The organism is Halomonas sp. PGE1 (assembly GCF_013000985.1).
In the GTDB taxonomy this organism is placed as follows: Bacteria; Pseudomonadota; Gammaproteobacteria; order Pseudomonadales; family Halomonadaceae; genus Halomonas; species Halomonas alkalicola.
The window spans coordinates 1,985,058-2,003,632 of sequence record NZ_CP053032.1 but is presented as its reverse complement, the minus strand read 5'-3'; the positions used below and the strand labels follow the sequence as shown (position 1 = coordinate 2,003,632).

Annotated in this window: 17 protein-coding genes; 9 read left to right on the top strand and 8 right to left on the bottom strand. The window is 66.5% G+C overall.

Annotation, left to right across the window (positions count from 1 at the left end):
* Position 1: 1 nt before the first annotated feature.
* From HIR79_RS09420 to HIR79_RS09395, 6 genes are all read right to left on the bottom strand, one after another.
* A complete protein-coding gene (locus HIR79_RS09420) occupies positions 2 to 358 on the bottom strand; it encodes a RidA family protein (RefSeq protein WP_169958146.1) in 357 nt (118 codons plus the stop codon).
* A 188-nt stretch (positions 359 to 546) separates the two neighbouring features.
* Positions 547 to 1,917 carry an NAD-dependent succinate-semialdehyde dehydrogenase gene (locus tag HIR79_RS09415; RefSeq protein WP_169958145.1) on the bottom strand — a complete coding sequence of 457 codons (1,371 nt, stop codon included), beginning with the start codon at positions 1,915 to 1,917 and terminating at the stop codon, positions 547 to 549.
* A gap of 37 nt (positions 1,918 to 1,954) precedes the next feature.
* Positions 1,955 to 3,601, bottom strand: a complete 1,647-nt coding sequence (locus tag HIR79_RS09410; RefSeq protein ID WP_169958144.1) for a thiamine pyrophosphate-dependent enzyme — start codon at positions 3,599 to 3,601, stop codon at positions 1,955 to 1,957.
* A gap of 65 nt (positions 3,602 to 3,666) precedes the next feature.
* Positions 3,667 to 4,722: a histone deacetylase family protein gene (locus HIR79_RS09405; protein ID WP_169958143.1), complete on the bottom strand. Its 1,056-nt coding sequence runs from the start codon at positions 4,720 to 4,722 to the stop codon at positions 3,667 to 3,669.
* A gap of 31 nt (positions 4,723 to 4,753) precedes the next feature.
* On the bottom strand, positions 4,754 to 6,028 hold the full coding sequence (locus HIR79_RS09400) for an ArgE/DapE family deacylase (RefSeq protein WP_169958142.1): 1,275 nt from the start codon (positions 6,026 to 6,028) through the stop codon (positions 4,754 to 4,756).
* Between the two features lie 264 nt (positions 6,029 to 6,292).
* Positions 6,293 to 7,222, bottom strand: a complete 930-nt coding sequence (locus tag HIR79_RS09395) for a LysR family transcriptional regulator (RefSeq protein WP_249322105.1) — start codon at positions 7,220 to 7,222, stop codon at positions 6,293 to 6,295.
* A 122-nt stretch (positions 7,223 to 7,344) separates the two neighbouring features.
* Here HIR79_RS09395 and HIR79_RS09390 point away from each other — a divergent pair, with 122 nt between their 5' ends.
* The 9 genes from HIR79_RS09390 to HIR79_RS09350 all read left to right on the top strand — a co-directional run bounded on the left by HIR79_RS09390 (position 7,345) and on the right by HIR79_RS09350 (position 17,709).
* Positions 7,345 to 8,592, top strand: coding sequence for a M20 family metallo-hydrolase (locus HIR79_RS09390; protein WP_169958140.1), 1,248 nt, complete (start codon positions 7,345 to 7,347; stop codon positions 8,590 to 8,592).
* A gap of 83 nt (positions 8,593 to 8,675) precedes the next feature.
* Positions 8,676 to 10,226, top strand: a complete 1,551-nt coding sequence (locus HIR79_RS09385) for an ABC transporter substrate-binding protein (protein ID WP_169958139.1) — start codon at positions 8,676 to 8,678, stop codon at positions 10,224 to 10,226.
* A gap of 85 nt (positions 10,227 to 10,311) precedes the next feature.
* The gene (locus tag HIR79_RS09380; RefSeq protein WP_169958138.1) at positions 10,312 to 11,289 is read left to right on the top strand and encodes an ABC transporter permease; all 978 of its coding nucleotides are present in this window, start codon (positions 10,312 to 10,314) and stop codon (positions 11,287 to 11,289) included.
* The gene (locus HIR79_RS09375; protein WP_169958137.1) at positions 11,286 to 12,122 is read left to right on the top strand and encodes an ABC transporter permease; all 837 of its coding nucleotides are present in this window, start codon (positions 11,286 to 11,288) and stop codon (positions 12,120 to 12,122) included. The genes HIR79_RS09380 and HIR79_RS09375 overlap by 4 nt, the downstream gene beginning before the upstream one ends.
* Positions 12,123 to 12,136: 14 nt before the next feature.
* Positions 12,137 to 13,762 (top strand): ABC transporter ATP-binding protein, encoded by a 1,626-nt coding sequence (locus tag HIR79_RS09370; RefSeq protein WP_169958136.1) that lies wholly within the window; start codon positions 12,137 to 12,139, stop codon positions 13,760 to 13,762.
* Positions 13,763 to 13,802: 40 nt separating this feature from the next.
* Positions 13,803 to 15,197: an FAD-binding oxidoreductase gene (locus HIR79_RS09365; RefSeq protein ID WP_169958135.1), complete on the top strand. Its 1,395-nt coding sequence runs from the start codon at positions 13,803 to 13,805 to the stop codon at positions 15,195 to 15,197.
* Positions 15,194 to 16,126, top strand: coding sequence for a DMT family transporter (locus tag HIR79_RS09360; protein ID WP_169958134.1), 933 nt, complete (start codon positions 15,194 to 15,196; stop codon positions 16,124 to 16,126). The genes HIR79_RS09365 and HIR79_RS09360 overlap by 4 nt, the downstream gene beginning before the upstream one ends.
* Positions 16,123 to 16,569 (top strand): GNAT family N-acetyltransferase, encoded by a 447-nt coding sequence (locus tag HIR79_RS09355; protein ID WP_169958133.1) that lies wholly within the window; start codon positions 16,123 to 16,125, stop codon positions 16,567 to 16,569. The genes HIR79_RS09360 and HIR79_RS09355 overlap by 4 nt, the downstream gene beginning before the upstream one ends.
* A 33-nt stretch (positions 16,570 to 16,602) precedes the next feature.
* Positions 16,603 to 17,709 carry a pyridoxal phosphate-dependent aminotransferase gene (locus tag HIR79_RS09350; RefSeq protein WP_169958132.1) on the top strand — a complete coding sequence of 369 codons (1,107 nt, stop codon included), beginning with the start codon at positions 16,603 to 16,605 and terminating at the stop codon, positions 17,707 to 17,709.
* 90 nt (positions 17,710 to 17,799) lie between these two features.
* On the opposite strand, the gene HIR79_RS09345 is transcribed toward HIR79_RS09350, so the two are convergent.
* Positions 17,800 to 18,072, bottom strand: a complete 273-nt coding sequence (locus HIR79_RS09345; RefSeq protein ID WP_110070409.1) for a hypothetical protein — start codon at positions 18,070 to 18,072, stop codon at positions 17,800 to 17,802.
* Between the two features lie 194 nt (positions 18,073 to 18,266).
* Positions 18,267 to 18,449, bottom strand: coding sequence for a hypothetical protein (locus HIR79_RS09340; RefSeq protein ID WP_169958131.1), 183 nt, complete (start codon positions 18,447 to 18,449; stop codon positions 18,267 to 18,269).
* Positions 18,450 to 18,575 lie beyond the last annotated feature (126 nt).

The following is an 18,575-nucleotide window of genomic DNA, read 5'->3' as shown; positions in this document are numbered from 1 at the left end:
ATCAGGCCTCCGGGATCGCCGCAGTGACCATGATTTCCACCTTGAACTCGGGCAGCGCCAGCTTGGCCTCGGTGGCAGCCCGCGCCGGCGGGCGGCCGGCCACGACCCAGGCGTCCCACACGCTGTTCATCTCGGCGAACTCCGCCATGTCGGTGACCCACACCAGGGCGCTGAGCACATGCTCCTTGGAGGTCCCCACCGCTGCCAGCAGGCGGTCGATCTTGGCCAGCACCTGCTCGGTCTGTCCGCGCATGTCGGCGCTGGTGTCGTCGGGCACCTGGCCTGCCAGGTAGACGGTACCGTTGTGGACGGTGGCCTGGCTCATGCGGGTATTGCTGTCGTGATAGGTAACGGTCATTTCGCGTCTCTCATGGGCGGGTGCCGATCGGCACCGATCAAGGGGCTGCATCAAGCAGCGGTGGTCACCAGAATCAGCTGGTGATGGTCATGGGCGTGAGCGACATGCTCACCGCCCAAGGTTTTAGCCCGCACGGCAAGTTTGTTCATGAAAAGGCACGCACTGTTATCGTGAGGTTGTGAGGAGAATCAGGCGCCGATCTTTACCACCTTGCGATTGACGAACTCGTCCATGCCGTCGCGCCCCAGCTCACGACCGAAGCCCGAACGCTTGATGCCGCCAAACGGCAGCTCGGCGGCCGACCCTGGCGCCTCGTTGATAGTCACCATGCCGGTCTCCAGGCTTTCCGCCACCCGGCGGGCACGCGCCAGGTCGGTGGACTGGATGACGGCGCCCAGGCCATAGGCGGTGTCATTGGCCAGCCTGATGGCCTCCTGCTCGTTGCCGACCCGATACACTACCGCCACGGGGCCGAACAGCTCCTCGCGGAAGATACGCATCTCAGGGGTCACCCGGCTCAGCAGCGTCGGCGCATACCAGGCGCCGGAACGATCGAGCCGCTGACCGCCCAACAGCACGGTGGCACCCTGTGCTAAGGCGTCTTGCACCTGGGCATCCAGCGTCTGCAGCGCCCTTTCGGAGGACAGGGGGCCCATGAAGGTGTCAGCGGCCATGGGGTCGCCCACCCTGATGCCCTCGATGGCCGTCTTGAAGGCGGCCAGGAAATCGTCGTGCAGAGCGTCATCGACGATGATCCGCTTGGCCGCGTTGCAGGCCTGGCCGGCATTGCCGAAGCGGCCCACCAGCGCGTGTTGAACCGCCTGGTCCAGGTCCGCATCGTCCAGCACGATAAACGGATCGGAGCCGCCCAGTTCCAGCACTACCTTCTTCAGATGACGGCCGGCGATCTCCGCAACCGCGGCCCCTGCCCTCTCGGAACCCGTCAGGGAGACGCCCAGTACCCGGGAGTCGGCGATGATGTCGGCGGCCTGCTCGTTGGTGGCGTAGAGGTTGAGGTAGGTCCCTTCAGGAGCGCCGGCATCGCGGAAGATCTGCGCCATTGCCTCTGCCGACTCGGGACACTGGGGCGCATGCTTGAGCAGGATGGTGTTGCCGTTCATCAGGTTGGGGGCGGCCAGCCGCGCCACCTGATAGTAGGGAAAGTTCCACGGCATGATGCCCAGCAGGACCCCCAGGCCTTCCTTGCGGACCACCGCATTGCCGACCGCCGTCTCGATCGGCTCATCCTCCAGGTAACGCGGACCGTTGTCTGCGTAATAGCGGTAGATCGACACCACGATGTCGATCTCGCCCCTAGCCTGGGCCAGGGGCTTGCCCATCTCGCGGCTGATGATGGCCGCCAGGGCCTCGCGACGCTCCGCATAGAGGTCGGCAACGCGGTTCAGCAGCGCCACTCGGGTCGCCACCTCGCTCTTGCGCCAGTCACCGAATGCCCGGTGGGCGCACTCGATGGCGGCACGAACCTCTGCGTCGCTGGCCGTCGGGTAAGTCTTCTCCACTTCACCGGTGGCCGGGTTGATCACGGCATAATGCGTCATCGGATGCTCTCCTCGGAGTCAATGGTGAGCCGGCGCCTCAGGGCAGGTCGTGCCGAGGGTCGGTGACGATGTGAATCAGCGCGGGGCGGCGCCACTCGGTCACGGCACGCAGCGCCCTCTCGATGGCGCCAGCCGCCTCGTCGTTGGCAGCCACGGTTTCGCCGTGCCCGCCATAGGCTCGACAGAGGGCGGCAAAATCAGGGTTGGCCAGCCGGGTGCCACTTGCCCGCCCCGGGAACTGCGCCTCCTGATGGAGACAGATGGTCCCGTAGCGCCCGTTGTCCACGACCAGTACCAGCATAGCGGCACCGTACTGAACGGCGGTGGCGATCTCCTGGCCGTTCATCATGAACTCGCCATCGCCTGCGACCACCACGCACAGGCGTTCTGGGCTGGCCAGCGAGGCGCTGACGGCAGCCGGGACGCTATAGCCCATGGAGCCGTTGCGCGTGCTGAGCTGGCTGGGAAACACTCGCGTCGGCAGGTACCTCTGCGCCCAGATGCAGTGGTTGCCAGCCCCGAAGGTGAACACCGCATCGTCGGGGAGGCGCTTCACCAGCTCACCCAGGACCGCCCCCATGTGCGCGGTGCCGGGACGCGTACCAGGCAGGGCCTCCGGCGCCGGCAGCGCAGCGAACGCCTGTTGAGCCGCCCGACCACCGCTCCGCCAGGCGTCCCAATCCTTCTCGCGCCCCAGCCGCAGACCCGCCACCGCTTCGGCAAAGGCGACCGGACTTGCGATCAGGTGGCGAGTCACGGCACCGCTGCGGCCGCGCAGGCCGGTATCGATATTGACCAGGATATTGCAGCGGTCGTGCCCCTGCCGAGCCGTGAACCCCTCGCTGGGCACGTCGGTGGGCAGCGCGCCCACGGCGATCAGCACGTCCGCCTCCTCGAACAGCGCAAGCGTGGCATCGGAGCGACCATAGCCCAGCCAGCCGCAGTTGACCGGGGAGTCGAAAGGCACCCGATCGGCCGCGCGCCAATCCTGCACCACCGGGATACCGTTCTGCTCGGCGAAACGCGTCAGGTTGGTCGCGGCCTCCGGCGTCCACCGCTGGCCGCCGACGAACAGCAGCGGTCGGCGAGCCTCGCTGAGCGCGGCACACACCGCCTCCAGGTCCTCGGGGGAGAGCGCCCCCTCGCCCACGGGCAGTGGCGGATGCAGCACGCCGGATACCGGCCGAGTGATCACGTCCTCGGGCAGGCCCACCACCACCGGTCCCGGCCGGCCGGAGCCCGCGGCGAAAAAGGCCTCCGCCACCACCTCGGAGGCGCGCTCGGCCTCGTCGAGCACCATGACCCGCTTGCACTGAGTACCGAACCACGCATGCGGATCGAACTCCTGGAAGGATTCGCGCAGGCGATCCGCTACGGGCACCAGCCCCACGAACAGCACCATGGGCACCGCATCCTGCCAGGCGGCATGCAGCGCCACTAGGGCATTGGCAGCGCCGGGGCCGCGGGTCACCATGGCCACGCCAGGCCTGCCGGTAAACTTGCCGTGAGCCTCGGCCATGTAGGCCGCCCCACCCTCATGACGACACACCACCGTTTCGACAGGAGACTCGTACAAGCCATCGAGCACCGCCAGGAAGCTCTCTCCCGGCACCACGAAGACACGTTCGACGCCGTGCAGCACCAGAGTGTCGATGATCGCCTGGCCGGCATGCTGCTCATTCATGTGATCGCTCCAGAGAGTCTGGCGCCGGGGAGCCCTGCCCCAGCGCCTGGTTTGGCTGCCGAGGGTCAGCTGCCGCCATTGGCGGACCGAGAACCGGTATAGCCACGGATGAAAGCGGCCAGGTTGTTACCCAGGTGCTCGGTGGGATAGCCCCCTTCCTGCACGATCACCGTGGGCAGCTCGATGGCGGCGAGACGCTGCCCCAGGGCCTGGAAGTCCTCGGTCTCCAGGGCCAGACCGGCCAGCGGGTCCTCACGATGGGCATCCAGCCCCAGCGGCACCACCAGGGCCTCGGGCCGAAACGCCGTCATGGCCTCGATGAGCTCATCCAGCGCCGCCATGAAGGCGACCCCGTCGCTGCCCAGCGGCAAGGGGCGGTTGAGGTTGGCGCCCCTGCCCTTCCCCTCGCCGATCTCGTCGACCCCGCCCCAGAAGAAGGGATAGAAGTCGGCCGGGTCCGCGTGAACGGATCCCGTCCAGACGTCGCCACGGTCATAGAAGATGTCCTGGGTGCCATTGCCGTGGTGCAGGTCCACATCGAGGATTGCCACGCGCGCATGGTGCTCGCGCAGCACCTCGGCGGCCAGGGCCGAGTTGTTGAGGAAGCAGAAGCCGCCGGCGCGATCGGGCCCTGCGTGATGGCCCGGCGGGCGACACAGTGCGTAGGCGCTGGCATCACCCGCCAGCACCGCGTCCGCCGCCGCCTCGGCGCTGGCAGCATTCGCCATGACCCCGCTGAACGTCTCGGCCGTCAGGGGGCAGGCCATGTCGTGCATGTGCCAGCCCGCCTGGCCCACCGGGTGACGGGGATAGTGGTGGCCGCCGCCGCAGGGGTGCACATTGGGGGATACCACCTCGGTCGCCTCGGGAAGCGCCGACCAGCGCGAGTGGATGGTTTCCAGGAAGTCGAGGTAGCGCCTGGTGTGGATCCGCGACAGCCGTTCACGCAGGCGGGGGGTGTCCGGCGTTTCCGGCGACGTGACCTCGATGCCCAGGCTAGCCAGGCCTTCCAGCAACATCTGAGCCCGCAGGGGCCCCTCCGGCGATGCCACCTGCCGGCCTCTCAACAGGAAGCTCGGCGGCGCATGCCGCTCCTGATCCGGGTGATAGAAGAATTTCACAGCACCAGCTCCTCAAGTCGGAAATATGGTTTTACCGAACCACAAGCTCCTGATGGCTCTCTCGCCCCCACCTGCACAAGAACAGGGCATAGGCTTTCAGCACATGCCGGATAGACTCGATATCGACCCGCTCATCGACGCCGTGAATGTTCTCGGCAACGGGTCCGTAGCAGGTCCCGGTGATGCCACCATGCACATGAAATGCGCGCAGGTCTGTCGTGCATGTCAGCGCCTGGGAGGTGATCGCATTACCTGTCAGGTCGTGATGACATTTTCCCAGAAGACGTATGCCAGAATTATCCATGTCGACCACCACACCCTCGGAGCGAAACCCGTGAAACTCCACCCTGAGATTGGAGATGCCTTTCCCCAGGCCGGCCTTCGCCTTTTCGACACACGCCTCCACCAGTTTCATGGCGTCATCGACGGCCATCTCGGAGGGGAAACCCAGGCGGCCCTCCACACAGGCGTGCGCGGGAACGCTGGAGGCCCAGTCACCCCCTTCGATGCGTCCGATGTTCAGGTTGAACGGCTTTTCCATGTCCTGATAGAGCGAGTGCCGAGGCAGCGCATTGATCTCCGCCTCGAGGGCCTTCAAGGCAACAAAGAGTGACGTGATGGCCTCAATGGCGTTGCTTCCGGCACTGGTATCCAGCACATGCGTCGGCACGCCATCGAGGCGGATGCGAAACCACAGCACGCCCACCTGACCGGACACCAGCTTGGCGCCGAAAGGCTCGGGAATCAGCACGAAATCGCCGGCATGGCCAGCCTTGACGCAGGACAGGGCGCCGTGGCCTGAGCACTCCTCCTCGATGACGGTCTGCAGCGTTAGAGGGTGATCGATCGCGATGCCGGCCTGCCGAACTGCCTTGACAGCCATCGCCATGGCGGCGATACCGGCCTTCATGTCACCCGCCCCCCGGCCATAGAGCCAGCCGCCATCTCGCCAGGGCTCCCAGGGCGGGCGTGTCCATAGAGATTCCGGTTCAGCCGGCACCACATCGAGGTGGCCATTGTAGACGAGATGCGGGCCTTTCGACTCCGGATTGAGCATCCCCATCACATTGTATCGAGCCGGAATTGGTGATGGCTCAACCTGGTCGATTTGAAGGACAGAAGCCTCCATTGGCACTCGCTTTACCGTAAATCCTTCCTGGCGATACCACGCCTCCATCACCTCGAGTGCTTCCTGTTCATTGCCCAGCGTACTGTAGGCTCTGACCAGGGATTCCGTCAGGCAAAGCGTCTCCTCGAAGAGCTCATCGCAGGTCGACATGACCCGCTTCTCCGGCTCGGTAAGCATGAATTGGCTCCATTATCGTTGTGGAAGCTCGATCACCCTGTTGACTCAAGACCCGGGCGTTGAATCGACACCAGTTTCCCGATCGGCCTATTCATGCTTTGCACCTTTATCGCCTGTTTGCAAGCAAAAAAACGCCCCGCTGGTGCATAAGCGGGGCTAATACAAAGAATAAAAAATGAAAAATTGCCTTATAGGACCCGGACCGGTACCCCTAGAACAAACAACAAGACGGGACCCTCCCGGATGCACCCACCCCAGGCCACCTCATGGCAGTCGCTGCCCCAGGCTGACCGACGCCATGGCGCCATGCAGATAATCGAAGAACAGTCGCTCTGCCTGCGAAAAGCGCGAATCTTCGTGCCACACCAGGTGGAGGTCGATATTCGGCACCCCCTCGTAGGGCGGAAGTGGCCAGAGCAGACCCTTGTCGACATCCGCCTGGACCGTGTGCTCGGGCAAGCAGCCGATGCCCCAGCCGGTACGCACGAAGCGCTGGATCTCTTCCAGGCTGCTGGACGTGACCACCACCTCGCCGGTCATGGCCGCATGCGCCCGGTAGACCGCGATTTCCGCAAGCGCCCCGGACAGCTGGGCGCTGGTGAAGGAGACGAAAGGCTCTCGCGCCAGCGCCTGGAGCGAGAGGTTCTGTTGGCCGAACAGGCGATGGGAGCGGCCGCAGTAGAACCGGTAGCGCTGATGGACAAGCAGCTGGCCGTTGAGCCCCTCGACCGGATGCGGCAGCAGGCACACCCCGACGGTACCCATCTTCTGCAGCATCGCCTGCACGACGTCCTGACTCGACAGGACGCTCACCTCACAGGTGATCCGCGGGTGCTGCTCGTGGAAATCACGCAGGACGTTGTCGAGAAACGAGCACTGGATGCCGCTGACCAGCAGCAGGGTGACCTGACCGGCCACCTCCGGGGAGGTCTCCCGCACCGTGATGCCAAGCCTCGCCACGTTGGCATAGATCTCGAGTGCATCCCGGTAGACCAGCTCGCCCGCCTCGGTGACGCGAAATCGGTGGCTGCCCCGCTCGATGAGACTCTGCCCGAGGTGCGACTCCAGCCGCTTCAAGGCCAGGCTGACCGCCGGCTGGGACAGATTGAGGCGCTGAGCCGCGCGACTGATGCTCTTCTCCTGAACGATGCTCACGAAGGTTCGCAGCAGGTTCCAGTCGAGGGTGTCGTGCACGGACCTCATCGGGTGCATCTCCTGTGGCAGTCCACTGAAAAGCTTCGAGAATACGCCAGCCGCCCGGGGCTGGACATTCAACGCAATCTCATCTCTTCCCCCCTGCCATGGAGACAAGCGGCATGAGCGTCACCCCTGCCCCACACATCGACGGCCAGCGGCTCTGGTCTTCTCTCATGGACATGGCACGGATCGGCCCCTCGCCCAATGGCGGCAGTCGACGCCTGGCCCTCAGCGATGAGGACATCGCCGGCAGACGGCAGCTTCTCACCTGGACCGATGCGCTGAAGTGCGAATGGCGCACCGACCAGGCCGGCAACCTCTTCATCCGCCGCGCGGGCCGTGATGACTCCCTGCCCCCCATCGGCATCGGCAGCCACCTGGATACCCAGCCGCTGGGCGGGCGATTCGACGGCATCCTGGGGGTGCTGGCGGGGCTCGAGATCTTTCGCACCCTGGATGAGGCGGGCATCACCACGCAGCGCCCCCTGGAGCTCATCGTCTGGACCAACGAGGAAGGCAGCCGGTTCGCACCTGCCATGGGCGGCAGCGGCGTCTACAGTGGCCGTCTCTCTCTGGAGGCCTTCCGCAACGCCCGGGATCGCTCGGACATGTCCCTTGGCGAGGCGCTGGATCACTCGGGCTTCAAGGGGAGCCTGACCCGCGACGACCTGCCCCTGGGCGCCTACCTGGAGCTGCACATCGAACAGGGCCCTGTCCTGGAGCGCAAGGCGCTGCCCATCGGCGTGGTCAGCGGCGTCCAGGGCCTGCGCTGGTATGACATCGAGTTCACGGGCGACTCCGCCCATGCGGGCCCCACGCCCATGAGCTACCGACACGACCCGCTGCTGGCCGCCACCGCCTTCATCGAGGCCATGCGCGAGACGGTCCTGGCTGACGTCGAGGGCATGTCCCGCCTGACGGTCGGGGACTTCCAGGTTGCCGAACCCTCGCGCAACGTCATTCCCGGCAAGGTGCTCCTGAACGTCGATGTGCGCCATACGGACGAGGCCCGCCTGGCGGAGCTCGATGGCCTGCTGCGCGACCATGTAGCTGCCGCGGCCGAGCGCGAGGGGGTCACGGCCCGCGTCGAGGAGCTCTGGCACATGCCGGTGACGCGCTTCGACACCACCCTGGTAGACGATCTGTCGGCAGCCGCGCGTGCCCACGGCCTGGACCCCTTCACCATGATGAGCGGTGCCGGCCATGACGCCGTCAACCTGAGCTATGTGACGCCGACCGCCATGCTGTTCATTCCCTGCCGTGAAGGCATCAGCCACAACGAGCGGGAGTATGCAGAACCCGAACACTGCGCCATCGCCACCCAGGTATTGTGCGATGCAGTGCTGCGGGCGGCGAGCCGGCCATGAGGCGGCGCTGATCGCTCGTTTTCATCCAGGCTCGCAAGAGTCGACCTGACCCACCAACAAGCCATAACTCAACGGGGAAGACCATGAAGAAGCCTTTGACCATTGCCATCGCGGCCGCCACCCTGGCCTCCACCGCGGCGCTGGCAGAGCCACGCTCGGGCGGCGTCATCAACACGGTACTGCAACCGGAACCCCCGGGGATCATCGCCGGCATCCACCAGAATGCGCCGACCCAGACCGTCTCCGGCAACATCTACGAGAGCCTGCTGCGCTACAGCACCGACCTCGAGCCGATGCCTCAGCTCGCCCACAGCTGGGAAGTGAGCGATGACGGTCTCGTCTACACCTTCCACCTCAACGAGGGCGTGACCTGGCACGATGGCGAGCCCTTCACCTCGGCCGACGTCGTCTTCTCCACGGATGTCTACCTGCGTGAGATGAACCCGCGGACTCGCACCATCCTGGCTCACGTCGACAGCATCGAGGCGCCGGATGACCACACCGTGGTCTTCAGCCTCAAGAACCCCTTCGGGCCGTTCCTGCTCTCCTTCGAGGCGGGCACCATGCCGATGATGCCCAAGCATATCTACGAGGGCACCGATTTCCGCGACAACCCGGCCAACAGCCACCCGATCGGCACCGGTCCCTTCAAGTTCGAGCGCTGGGATCGCGGCAGCGTCATCCAGCTGGTGCGCAACGACGACTACTACGAGGAGGGCCTGCCCTACCTCGACGGCATCAACTGGCACATCATCCCCGATGCTTCCTCCCGGGCGGTGGCCTATGAGAACGGTCGCGTCGATGTGCTGCCGGCCAACTCCGTCGAGAACTTCGACATCCCGCGCCTGAGCGCCCTGGACAACACCTGCCGCACCGAGGCCGGGCACGAGTACTTCAGCCCCTTCGCCATGCTGTGGATGAACAATCGCGAGGGCCCCACTGCCGACAAGCGCTTCCGCCAGGCGGTGATGTACGCCATGGATCGCGAGTTCGCCCGTGACGTGCTGTGGAATGGCCTCGGCAACGTGCCGCTGTCCGCTTTCGGCTCCAACGCACGCTTCCAGGACGACAGCCTGCCCCCCTACGACCACAACCCCGAGCGCGCTCGGGAGCTGCTCGCCGAGATGGGCTATGACGGAGAGGAGGTCCGCCTGCTGCCGATCCCCTACGGCGAGACCTGGGTCCGCTGGGCCGAAGCCGTGCAGCAGAACCTGCGTGAGGTGGGCATCAACGTCCGCACCCAGTCCACCGACGTGGGCGGCTGGAACCAGCGCCTGGGCGACTGGGACTATGACCTCGCCTTCACCTACCTCTTCCAGTACGGCGACCCGGCGCTGGGCATCTCGCGCACCTATATCTCCAGCAATATCGCCAAGGGCTCTCCCTGGAACAATGTCCAGGGCTACGAGAATGAGCGCGTCGATGAGCTGTTCGACCTGGCCGCCACCGCCTACCCGGACTCGCAGCGCGAGATCTACTACCAGGAGGTCCAGGAGCTGCTCCACGAGGACGTCCCGGTGGGCTGGCTGCTGGAGCTCGGCTTCCCGACCATCTATCGCTGTGACGTGCAGGACCTGGTGACCACCGGCATCGGCCTCAACGACGGCTTCAAGAACGCCTGGCTTGATCGCTGAGTTCGGCTGACTTACACCGCTGAGCTCGGGTGGGGCGGCCGCGTGCCGCCCCACACCTGCACCATGTTGCCACGGGGGTAATGGCATGCTCTATGCCAGATTGATTGTCATGCGGCTGCTGAAAGCCGTCGTCGTCCTGTTTCTCATCGTCATCTTCAACTTCTTCCTGATTCATATGGCTCCCGGGGATCCCGCGGCCGTGCTGGCCGGGGAAGCGGGAGCCACCGATGAGCAGTTCCTTCGCCAGCTGCGCGAGCAGTTCGGTCTCGACCAGCCGATGTATGTCCAGCTCTGGCGCTACGTTTCCGGGATCGCCATGCTCGATTTCGGCTACTCCTACCGCCAGCAGATGCCGGTCTTCGACCTGATCATGGCGCGCATGCCCGCCACTTTGCTGCTGACCGGTACCGCCTTCGTGCTGTCGCTGGCCCTGGGCATCCTGGCCGGCTCCCTGGCCGCCGCTCGGGCCAAGAAGCCCTCCGGCTCGCTGATCATGGCACTCGCCCTGCTCTTCTATGCCACCCCGCTGTTCTGGGTCGCCCTGATGGCCGTGGTGCTGTTCTCGGTCTATCTCGACTGGCTGCCCGCCTATGGCATGTACACCGTTGGCGCCGGCTACACCGGCCTGGCCCTGGCACTGGATGTCGGCAAGCACCTGATCCTGCCCGCCACCACCCTCGCCCTGTTCTTCATGGCCATCTACACCCGCATGACCCGCACCTCGATGCTCGAAGCGAGCCAGCAGGACTACGTCAAGACGGCACGCGCCAAGGGGCTCTCGCCACGGATCATTCAGCGGCGACATATTCTGCGCAATGCCCTGCTGCCGATCATCACCCTGGCGGGCCTACAGGCCGGGCAGATGGTGGGTGGGGCGATCCTCACCGAGACGGTATTCGCCTGGCCCGGCATCGGCCGCCTGATGTACGAGGCGCTGATGCAGCGTGACTACAACCTGCTGCTCGGGATCTTCTTCTTCTCGGCCGCCCTGGTGATCGTGTTCAACATCCTTACCGATCTCGTCTATCGCCTGGCCGATCCGCGCATCAAGGAGGCCTCATGAGCTTCTTCGCCCGCTTTGCCCAGAACCGTGGAGCCCTGATCGGGCTGATCATCCTGGTCACGATCATCCTGATGGCCATCACGGCCCCCCTGTTCTTCCCCGAGTCGCCCTGGCGCATGGTCCAGCGGCCCTTCCTGCCGCCCCTGGAAGTCGACGGCTTTCCGCTCGGTACCGACACCATGGGTCGCAACGTGGCCGCTGGGCTCATGCATGGCGCCTGGGTGTCACTGCTGATCGGGCTGGTCTCGACCCTGGTGGCACTGATGATCGGCGTTCCGCTCGGCGCCGTGGCCGGCTACTACGGCGGCCTGATCGATGACGCCCTGATGCGCTTCACCGAGTTCTTCCAGACCATTCCCAACTTTGCCCTGGCCATCGTGCTGGTGGCGATCATGCAGCCCAGCGTCACCTCCATCGTGGTGGCCATCGCCCTGGTCAGCTGGCCGCCCGTCGCCCGCCTGGTGCGCGCCGAGTTCATGTCGCTGCGCCATCGCGAGTACGTGGAGGCGGCACGCCTCGTCGGCCAGTCCAACCGCACCATCATCCTTCGCCAGATCCTGCCCAACACCCTGTCGCCGATCATCGTGCTGGCCTCGCTGATGGTCGCCACGGCCATCCTGCTGGAATCGTCGCTCTCCTTCCTCGGCCTGGGCGACCCCAATGTGATGTCCTGGGGCTACATGATCGGGGCGGCGCGCACGGTGATTCGCCAGGCCTGGTGGCTGAGCTTCTTCCCGGGCCTGGCGATCCTGCTGACCGTGCTGGCCCTGAACCTGGTGGGCGAGGGGCTGGATGACGCCCTGAACCCGAAACTGAGCCGCGAGCGCTCCTGAGCGAGGGGAATCCCATGAACGAGACATCCTCCAGTCCCCTGCTGAGCCTGCGCAATCTGACCATTGCCCTGCCCAAGGGCGCCGACCGCGCCTATGCCGTGGAGGACGTGAGCTACGACGTGAAGCGTGGCGAGATCCTCTGCGTGGTCGGTGAGTCAGGTTCCGGCAAGTCGATGGCCGCCAACGCCATCATGGGCCTGCTGCCCAAGGGCGTCCGCCCGGTGGGCGGCGAGGCACTCTTCGATGGCCAGGATCTCCTGACCCTCACCGAGAAGCAGCATCGTCAACTGCGTGGCCTGCGTATCGGCATGATCTTCCAGGAGCCGATGACCGCGCTGAACCCGCTGATGCGGGTCGGAGCCCAGATCAGCGAGGTCTTCGAGGCTCACGGCATGCTGAGCGGCCGCGAGCGGCAGGAGAAGGCACTGGCCCTGCTGATCGAGGTCGGCATCCCGCAACCCGAGAAAGCCATCCGCGCCTATCCCTTCCAGCTCTCCGGCGGACAGCGACAGCGCGTGATGATCGCCATGGCCCTGGCACTCGAGCCGGAGCTGCTGATCGCCGATGAGCCGACCACGGCCCTGGATGTCACCACCCAGGCCCAGATCCTGGAGCTGATCCTCGACCTCCAGCGCCGCCGCGGCATGGCGGTGATGTTCATCACCCACGACTTCGGAGTGGTGGCCGAGATCGCCAACCGGGTCTGCGTGATGCGCCACGGCAAGATCGTCGAGCTCGGCGATGCCAGGCCGGTGCTCGACAACCCCCAGCACGACTACACCCGGGCGCTGATCGAGGCGATCCCCAGCGACGTGATTCCCGAGGCCCGCGGGGCCGAGACCGACACGCCGCTGCTGGAGGTGGACAGCCTCAACAAGGTGTTCCGCTCCCGCGGCGGGCTCTTCAAACCGGCCCGGGAGGTGCATGCCCTGCGCGATGTCTCCTTCTCGCTGGTGAAGGGCGAGACCATCGGCATCGTCGGTGAATCGGGCTCCGGCAAGTCGACGCTGGGGCGCTGCGTGGTCCGTCTCGAACATCCGGACAGCGGCACCATGAAGCTCTCCGGCACCGACTTCATGAACCTCAAGGGGGAGGCCCTGCGCCGCGAGCGCCACCGGGTGCAGATGATCTTCCAGGACCCCTACGCCTCGCTGAACCCTCGCCACCGGGTGGGATACGCCATCGCCCAGGGGCCGCTCGCCAATGGCGTGCCCAGGGCCAAGGCGATGGCACAGGCCGACGCTCTGCTCGAACTGGTCGGGCTGGGCGGTACCGCCGACCGCTTCCCCCACGAGTTCTCCGGCGGCCAGCGCCAGCGCATCGGCATCGCCCGGGCACTGGCCCTCGAGCCGGAGCTGATCGTGGCCGACGAGGCGGTCTCGGCGCTCGACGTGTCGATCCAGGCGCAGATCCTCGAGCTGCTCGAGGAGCTCAAGCAGAAGCTCTCGCTGTCCCTGCTGTTCATCACCCACGACCTGCGCGTGGCCGCCCAGATCTGCGACCGCATCATCGTGATGCAGCATGGGCGGATCGTCGAGCAGGGGCCGGCCCGGGACGTCTTCCTGGCGCCGCGGGAGGCCTACACCCGCCAGCTGCTCGAGGCCATTCCCGGCCGGCCGGAAGCCCTCGAGACCGCATGAGCTCGGCACGGCAAGCCGACTGATCCGCCAGGAGGGGAGAATGGAATCACTGCTGAGGGCGATCGAGGGGATCGTGGGGCCCGCGAATGTGCTGCGGGGCGATGACGTTGCCGCCAGGCGGGTGGACTGGATGAGCGGCGCGCCCTGTCGCGCCGCAGCCATCCTGCGTCCCGCCTCCACCGAGGAGCTGGCGGCCGTGATGACGAAGTGCCATGCCGCCGGCCAGCCCGTGGTCACCCACGGCGGGCTGACCGGCCTGGTGCATGGCGCCGAGGCGGATGCCGATGAGCTGGTGATCTCGCTGGAGCGCATGACGGCCATCGAGGCGCTGGACCCGGTCGGCGGCACCCTGACCGTCCAGGCCGGAGCACCGCTGCAGGCCGTGCAGGAAGCGGCCATGGAAGCCGGCATGCAGTTCCCCCTCGACCTGGGGGCACGTGGCTCCTGCACCATCGGCGGCAACATCGCCACCAATGCAGGCGGCGTGCGGGTGATCCGCTACGGCATGATGCGCCAGCAGGTGCTGGGGCTGGAGGCGGTATTGGCCGACGGCCGTGTGGTCAGCTCCATGAACCGGATGCTCAAGAACAACGCCGGCTTCGACCTCAAGCAGCTGTTCATCGGCAGCGAGGGAACGCTCGGCATCATCACCCGCGCGGTGCTCCGGCTGCAGCCGTTGCAGCCGGTGTCCCAGACCGCCCTGGTGGCCTGCGCAGACTTTACGGCGCTCACCGGGCTGCTCCAGCATGTAAGACGAACGCTCGGGGAGCAGCTCAGCGCCTTCGAGGTGATGTGGCGCAGCCACTATGCCCTGCTCACCGAGGAGAGCGGCCGCCATGCGCCGCCGCTGCCGTCCGACTACCCCTTCTTTGCGCTGATCGAAAGCCTGGGCAGCGAGGCGACAGAGAGCGCCCAGCGCTTCGAAATGGCGATCGAGTCGGCCTTCGAGGCCGGGCTGCTGAGCGATGCCGCGGTGGCAAGCTCCGAGCAGCAGCGCGAGCGTCTGTGGGCCATCCGCGAGGATATCGAGGGCCTGCTTCACCACATCGCGCCGCGGTTCGCCTTCGATATCAGCCTGCCGATCGCCGACATGGAGGACTATGTGCAAGCCCTGGAGCGGGCCGTGAGCGCACGCTGGCCCGAGGGACGCATCGTGGTGTTCGGCCACCTGGGTGATGGCAACCTGCATGTCACCGTGGGCACCGGCCGCGACGACGCCGAGACACGCCGCGCCGTTGAGGCGCTGGTCTACGAACCGCTGGCCGCGCTGGGCGGTTCCATCTCGGCCGAGCACGGTATCGGGATCGAGAAGCGCGATTACCTGCACCTCTCGCGGTCCCCCGAAGAGATTACCCTGATGCGCACCCTGAAGCAGGCCCTGGATCCCAAGGGGCTGCTGAACCGGCACAAGGTGCTGCCGGACATCGCCGAATGAGCCTGACCATTGCCCGCGCGCAGTTGGCCCGGCTGCGCCATAGCGAGCGACTCACGGCGCTGCTGCTGATCGCCACCATTGGACTGTTCTGGGGCGGCAACTGGCCGGCGGTACGGTTCATACTGATGGACGTGCCGCCCTTCACCCTGAGAACGATCGGCTTCACGACGGGAGCACTGCTGCTGCTGAGCTGGGCCAGGTGGCGACGGCTGCCGCTCCGGGTTCCGGCCGACGAGTGGCCCTGGCTCATCGCCACGGGGCTCTTCACCATCCTCGGCTTCAACCTGGCCACGGCCTTCGCGCAGCTCAGAATGCCCACCTCCCAGGCCGCGATCATCGCCTTCAGCATGCCCTGCTGGGCGCTGCTGATGGGATGGTGGCTGCTTGGCCAGCGCATCACGCGCCGCCAATGGCTGGGGCTGGCGTGCGGCCAGGCAGGCCTGCTGGTGCTGCTGGGCCCCACCGCACTGGCCGGCGGCACCCGGGGGCTGACGGGGCCCCTGATCATGCTGGGTGCGGCGCTTTCGTGGGCGCTCGGCACGGTGCTGATCAAGAAGCGTGGCGTCTGGCAGAGCCATGCGGTGGTGATCACCGGCTGGCAGTTCGTGATCTGCGCACTGCCCATGTTCGTGATGATGGTGATAACGGAGTCACCGCCGCCTCCGGCGTCCTGGCAGGCCAGCACCTGGCTGGCCCTGGGCTATCACCTGCTGTTCTCGATCACCCTGGCCCAGATGCTGTGGTTCATGAACGTGAATCGGCTGAGCGTGGCACAGGCCACCATCTCGACCCTGATCATTCCGACCGTAGGCGTCTCCAGTGCCATCCTGCTGCTCGGCGAGCCGCTGAGCGCCAAGGTCTTTCTTGCCCTGCAGCTGACGCTGGCCGCCGTGGCAATCGTGATGCTGCAAAAGAGGAAAAGCCCATGACCCTGACCATCGCCGTACCGCAGGACGCCGATCGCGCCGACTGGGAGCGCCTGTATCGCGGCTATGCCGAGTACTACGGCATGCCCATGGACGCCACGATCCTTGATACCGTATGGGGATGGATCCAGTCGCCGGACTCGCCGCTGCAGGGCCTGCTGGCCCGCACCGCCGACGGCGAGGCCATCGGCCTAATGCACTTTCGCGCCATGCCATCGCCGCTGCGCGGTGCCACCATCGGCTTCCTGGACGACCTCTTCCTGGCCCCCGCCCATCGCGGCAGCGGCGCCGTGGACGAGATGCTGGACGAGCTGCGCGAGGAGGCTCGCCGCCAGGGCTGGCCCTTCGTGCGCTGGATCACCCGCGAGCACAACTACCGTGCCCGCGGCGTCTATGACCGTCACGCCACCCGCACCGATTGGCTGACCTATCAGCTCGAACCCTGACACCCATACACGACGACTGACTGGGAGTTCTGCATGCCCCGCTTTCCCGACCACCTGACCGGTGACGGCCCCCACAACCCCTTCCCCGGGGTGCGCGTGCTGGAACGCCGCCTGGGCCGCGAGATCCCCCACCAGCTCGGCTCCAACGAGGGGCTCGACATGCCCCACCGCGCCCTGCGCGAGCACTTCGGCGATGCCATGGCGGCCCACGTCTACAGCTACGGCGACGCCGAGGCGCTGGGCATCCGGCGGCGCCTGGCCGAGCAGAAGGGCATTCCCCTGGAGGCGATGCTGGTGGACGCCGGCGCCGACAGCCTGATCGCGCTGTCGCTGCGCGCCGCCACGGCCGCGGGCGACGTGGTGGTGAGCACCACCGGCACCTACCCCACCTTCGCCTACTTCGCCCGGGGCCACGGCTGCCGGCTGACGGAGGTGCCCTACGACGAGGGGCCCGGCCGCCTGGCACCGGATCTCGACGCCCTGGCCGCGGCCGCCCGCGAGCAGGGGGCCCGGCTGGTCTACCTGGCCAATCCCGACAACCCCGGCGGCCACCTGCATCGCGACGCCGACGTACTGGCGCTGCGTGACGCGCTACCCGACGACTGCTGGCTACTGCTGGACGAGGCCTATCACGACTTTCGCGAGGATGCCGACGGCGAGTTCGGGCGGCGAGTGCTGCCCGGAGTGATCCGGCTGCGCACCCTTTCCAAGGCCCATGGCCTGGCCGGGCTCAGGGTCGGCTACGCCATCGCCGAGCCCGAGACGCTGGCGATGATGATGAAGGTGCGCATCCACTACGCGGTGTCGACCCTGAGCCAGGCCGCCGCCGAGGTGGTGCTGGACGCCCCCGCCGAGGTGAGCGCCCACGTGGCGGCGGTGCGGGAGCGACGCGAGCGGCTGGCGGCCCACCTGCGCGAACTGGGGGCCGAGGTGCTGCCCAGCGCCACCAACTTCGTCGGCATCCGCCTGGCCAGCGCCGAGCTGGCCGGCCAGCTGCACGGCGCCCTGCTCGACGAGGGCAAGCTGATCGCCCGCCCGGCCGACCCGGCACTGGGCCATGTGCTGCGCATCACCGCCGTGGAAGACGCCCTGGTGCCGGGGCGGCTCGCCACCCTGGAGGCGGCACTTTCCGAGCGCTGACGCACTGACAGGGCGAGACCGCGCACAGAAACGCCGGCACCGCCCGAGGGCGGTGCCGGATCAAGACCCGAAGGGAGGTCACCGGGGCATTCAGCAGCGCCCCTGCATCCTCAGCCCGGGCGGACAGAAGCCCCTGCCGCGGCGGTCGTGGCGACGGTCGTCATAGTAGTAGTGCCGCTCCACCCGCCGGTGGCGATCGCGATAGTAGCGACGATCATCCCCGCGGTAGTGGCGATGGCCGCTGTAGCCGTCCACCTCGATCAGCGGACGCGTCTCGACTCGGGCAGGGGTATAGCTGCAGCCCGCCAGGGTCAGGGTAGATGCCACCATGGCCAGCATCAGCAAGCGCACGGGAGTCCTCATGGGGTTACCTCGCAAGGCAGTCGAGAAAAGGGGCTCCCTTCGTTCCCGGTTCGGTGTCGCTACCCATCATCGCGGATGACGGTGGCCTCTGGCGGGCCGGCGAAACGCAAACAGTGTTCTATAACCTTGAACCCGCCGCCGGCCAATCGCCAGACCGGAGCGGGGAAATAACGTGCAACCTCGCGGCCGCGGCTTCAGCAGCGCCCCTTCTTGGCCTGCCCCGGCGGGCAGAAGCGACCGCCGCGTGAGTGGCCGCCCCGGTCGTCATCGATGACGATCAGCGGTTCGGACTTGATGCGGGCAGGGGTATAGCTGCAGCCGGCCATGACCAGGCTGGCCGCCACCAACATGAGGGGAAAATACAGGCGCCGAGACATAGGACCTCCTTGTTATCTTCAGGGGAACTTCATGGAAACCTATTCTAGCCAAGCGCCGGACCCGCGCCCATGTGGCGCGTCGACGACAGCGGCGTCGCCAGTCAGCGACAGTAGCCAAGCGGCGAC

Coding starts and splice junctions, on each gene's coding strand:
- HIR79_RS09340 (WP_169958131.1), bottom strand. CDS start 18,449: ATGTCTCGGCGCCTGTATTTTCCCCTCATGTTGGTGGCGGCCAGCCTG.
- HIR79_RS09385 (WP_169958139.1), top strand. CDS start 8,676: ATGAAGAAGCCTTTGACCATTGCCATCGCGGCCGCCACCCTGGCCTCC.
- HIR79_RS09355 (WP_169958133.1), top strand. CDS start 16,123: ATGACCCTGACCATCGCCGTACCGCAGGACGCCGATCGCGCCGACTGG.
- HIR79_RS09380 (WP_169958138.1), top strand. CDS start 10,312: ATGCTCTATGCCAGATTGATTGTCATGCGGCTGCTGAAAGCCGTCGTC.
- HIR79_RS09375 (WP_169958137.1), top strand. CDS start 11,286: ATGAGCTTCTTCGCCCGCTTTGCCCAGAACCGTGGAGCCCTGATCGGG.
- HIR79_RS09415 (WP_169958145.1), bottom strand. CDS start 1,917: ATGACGCATTATGCCGTGATCAACCCGGCCACCGGTGAAGTGGAGAAG.
- HIR79_RS09360 (WP_169958134.1), top strand. CDS start 15,194: ATGAGCCTGACCATTGCCCGCGCGCAGTTGGCCCGGCTGCGCCATAGC.
- HIR79_RS09390 (WP_169958140.1), top strand. CDS start 7,345: ATGAGCGTCACCCCTGCCCCACACATCGACGGCCAGCGGCTCTGGTCT.
- HIR79_RS09370 (WP_169958136.1), top strand. CDS start 12,137: ATGAACGAGACATCCTCCAGTCCCCTGCTGAGCCTGCGCAATCTGACC.
- HIR79_RS09410 (WP_169958144.1), bottom strand. CDS start 3,601: ATGAATGAGCAGCATGCCGGCCAGGCGATCATCGACACTCTGGTGCTG.
- HIR79_RS09345 (WP_110070409.1), bottom strand. CDS start 18,072: ATGAGGACTCCCGTGCGCTTGCTGATGCTGGCCATGGTGGCATCTACC.
- HIR79_RS09420 (WP_169958146.1), bottom strand. CDS start 358: ATGACCGTTACCTATCACGACAGCAATACCCGCATGAGCCAGGCCACC.
- HIR79_RS09350 (WP_169958132.1), top strand. CDS start 16,603: ATGCCCCGCTTTCCCGACCACCTGACCGGTGACGGCCCCCACAACCCC.
- HIR79_RS09400 (WP_169958142.1), bottom strand. CDS start 6,028: ATGCTTACCGAGCCGGAGAAGCGGGTCATGTCGACCTGCGATGAGCTC.
- HIR79_RS09365 (WP_169958135.1), top strand. CDS start 13,803: ATGGAATCACTGCTGAGGGCGATCGAGGGGATCGTGGGGCCCGCGAAT.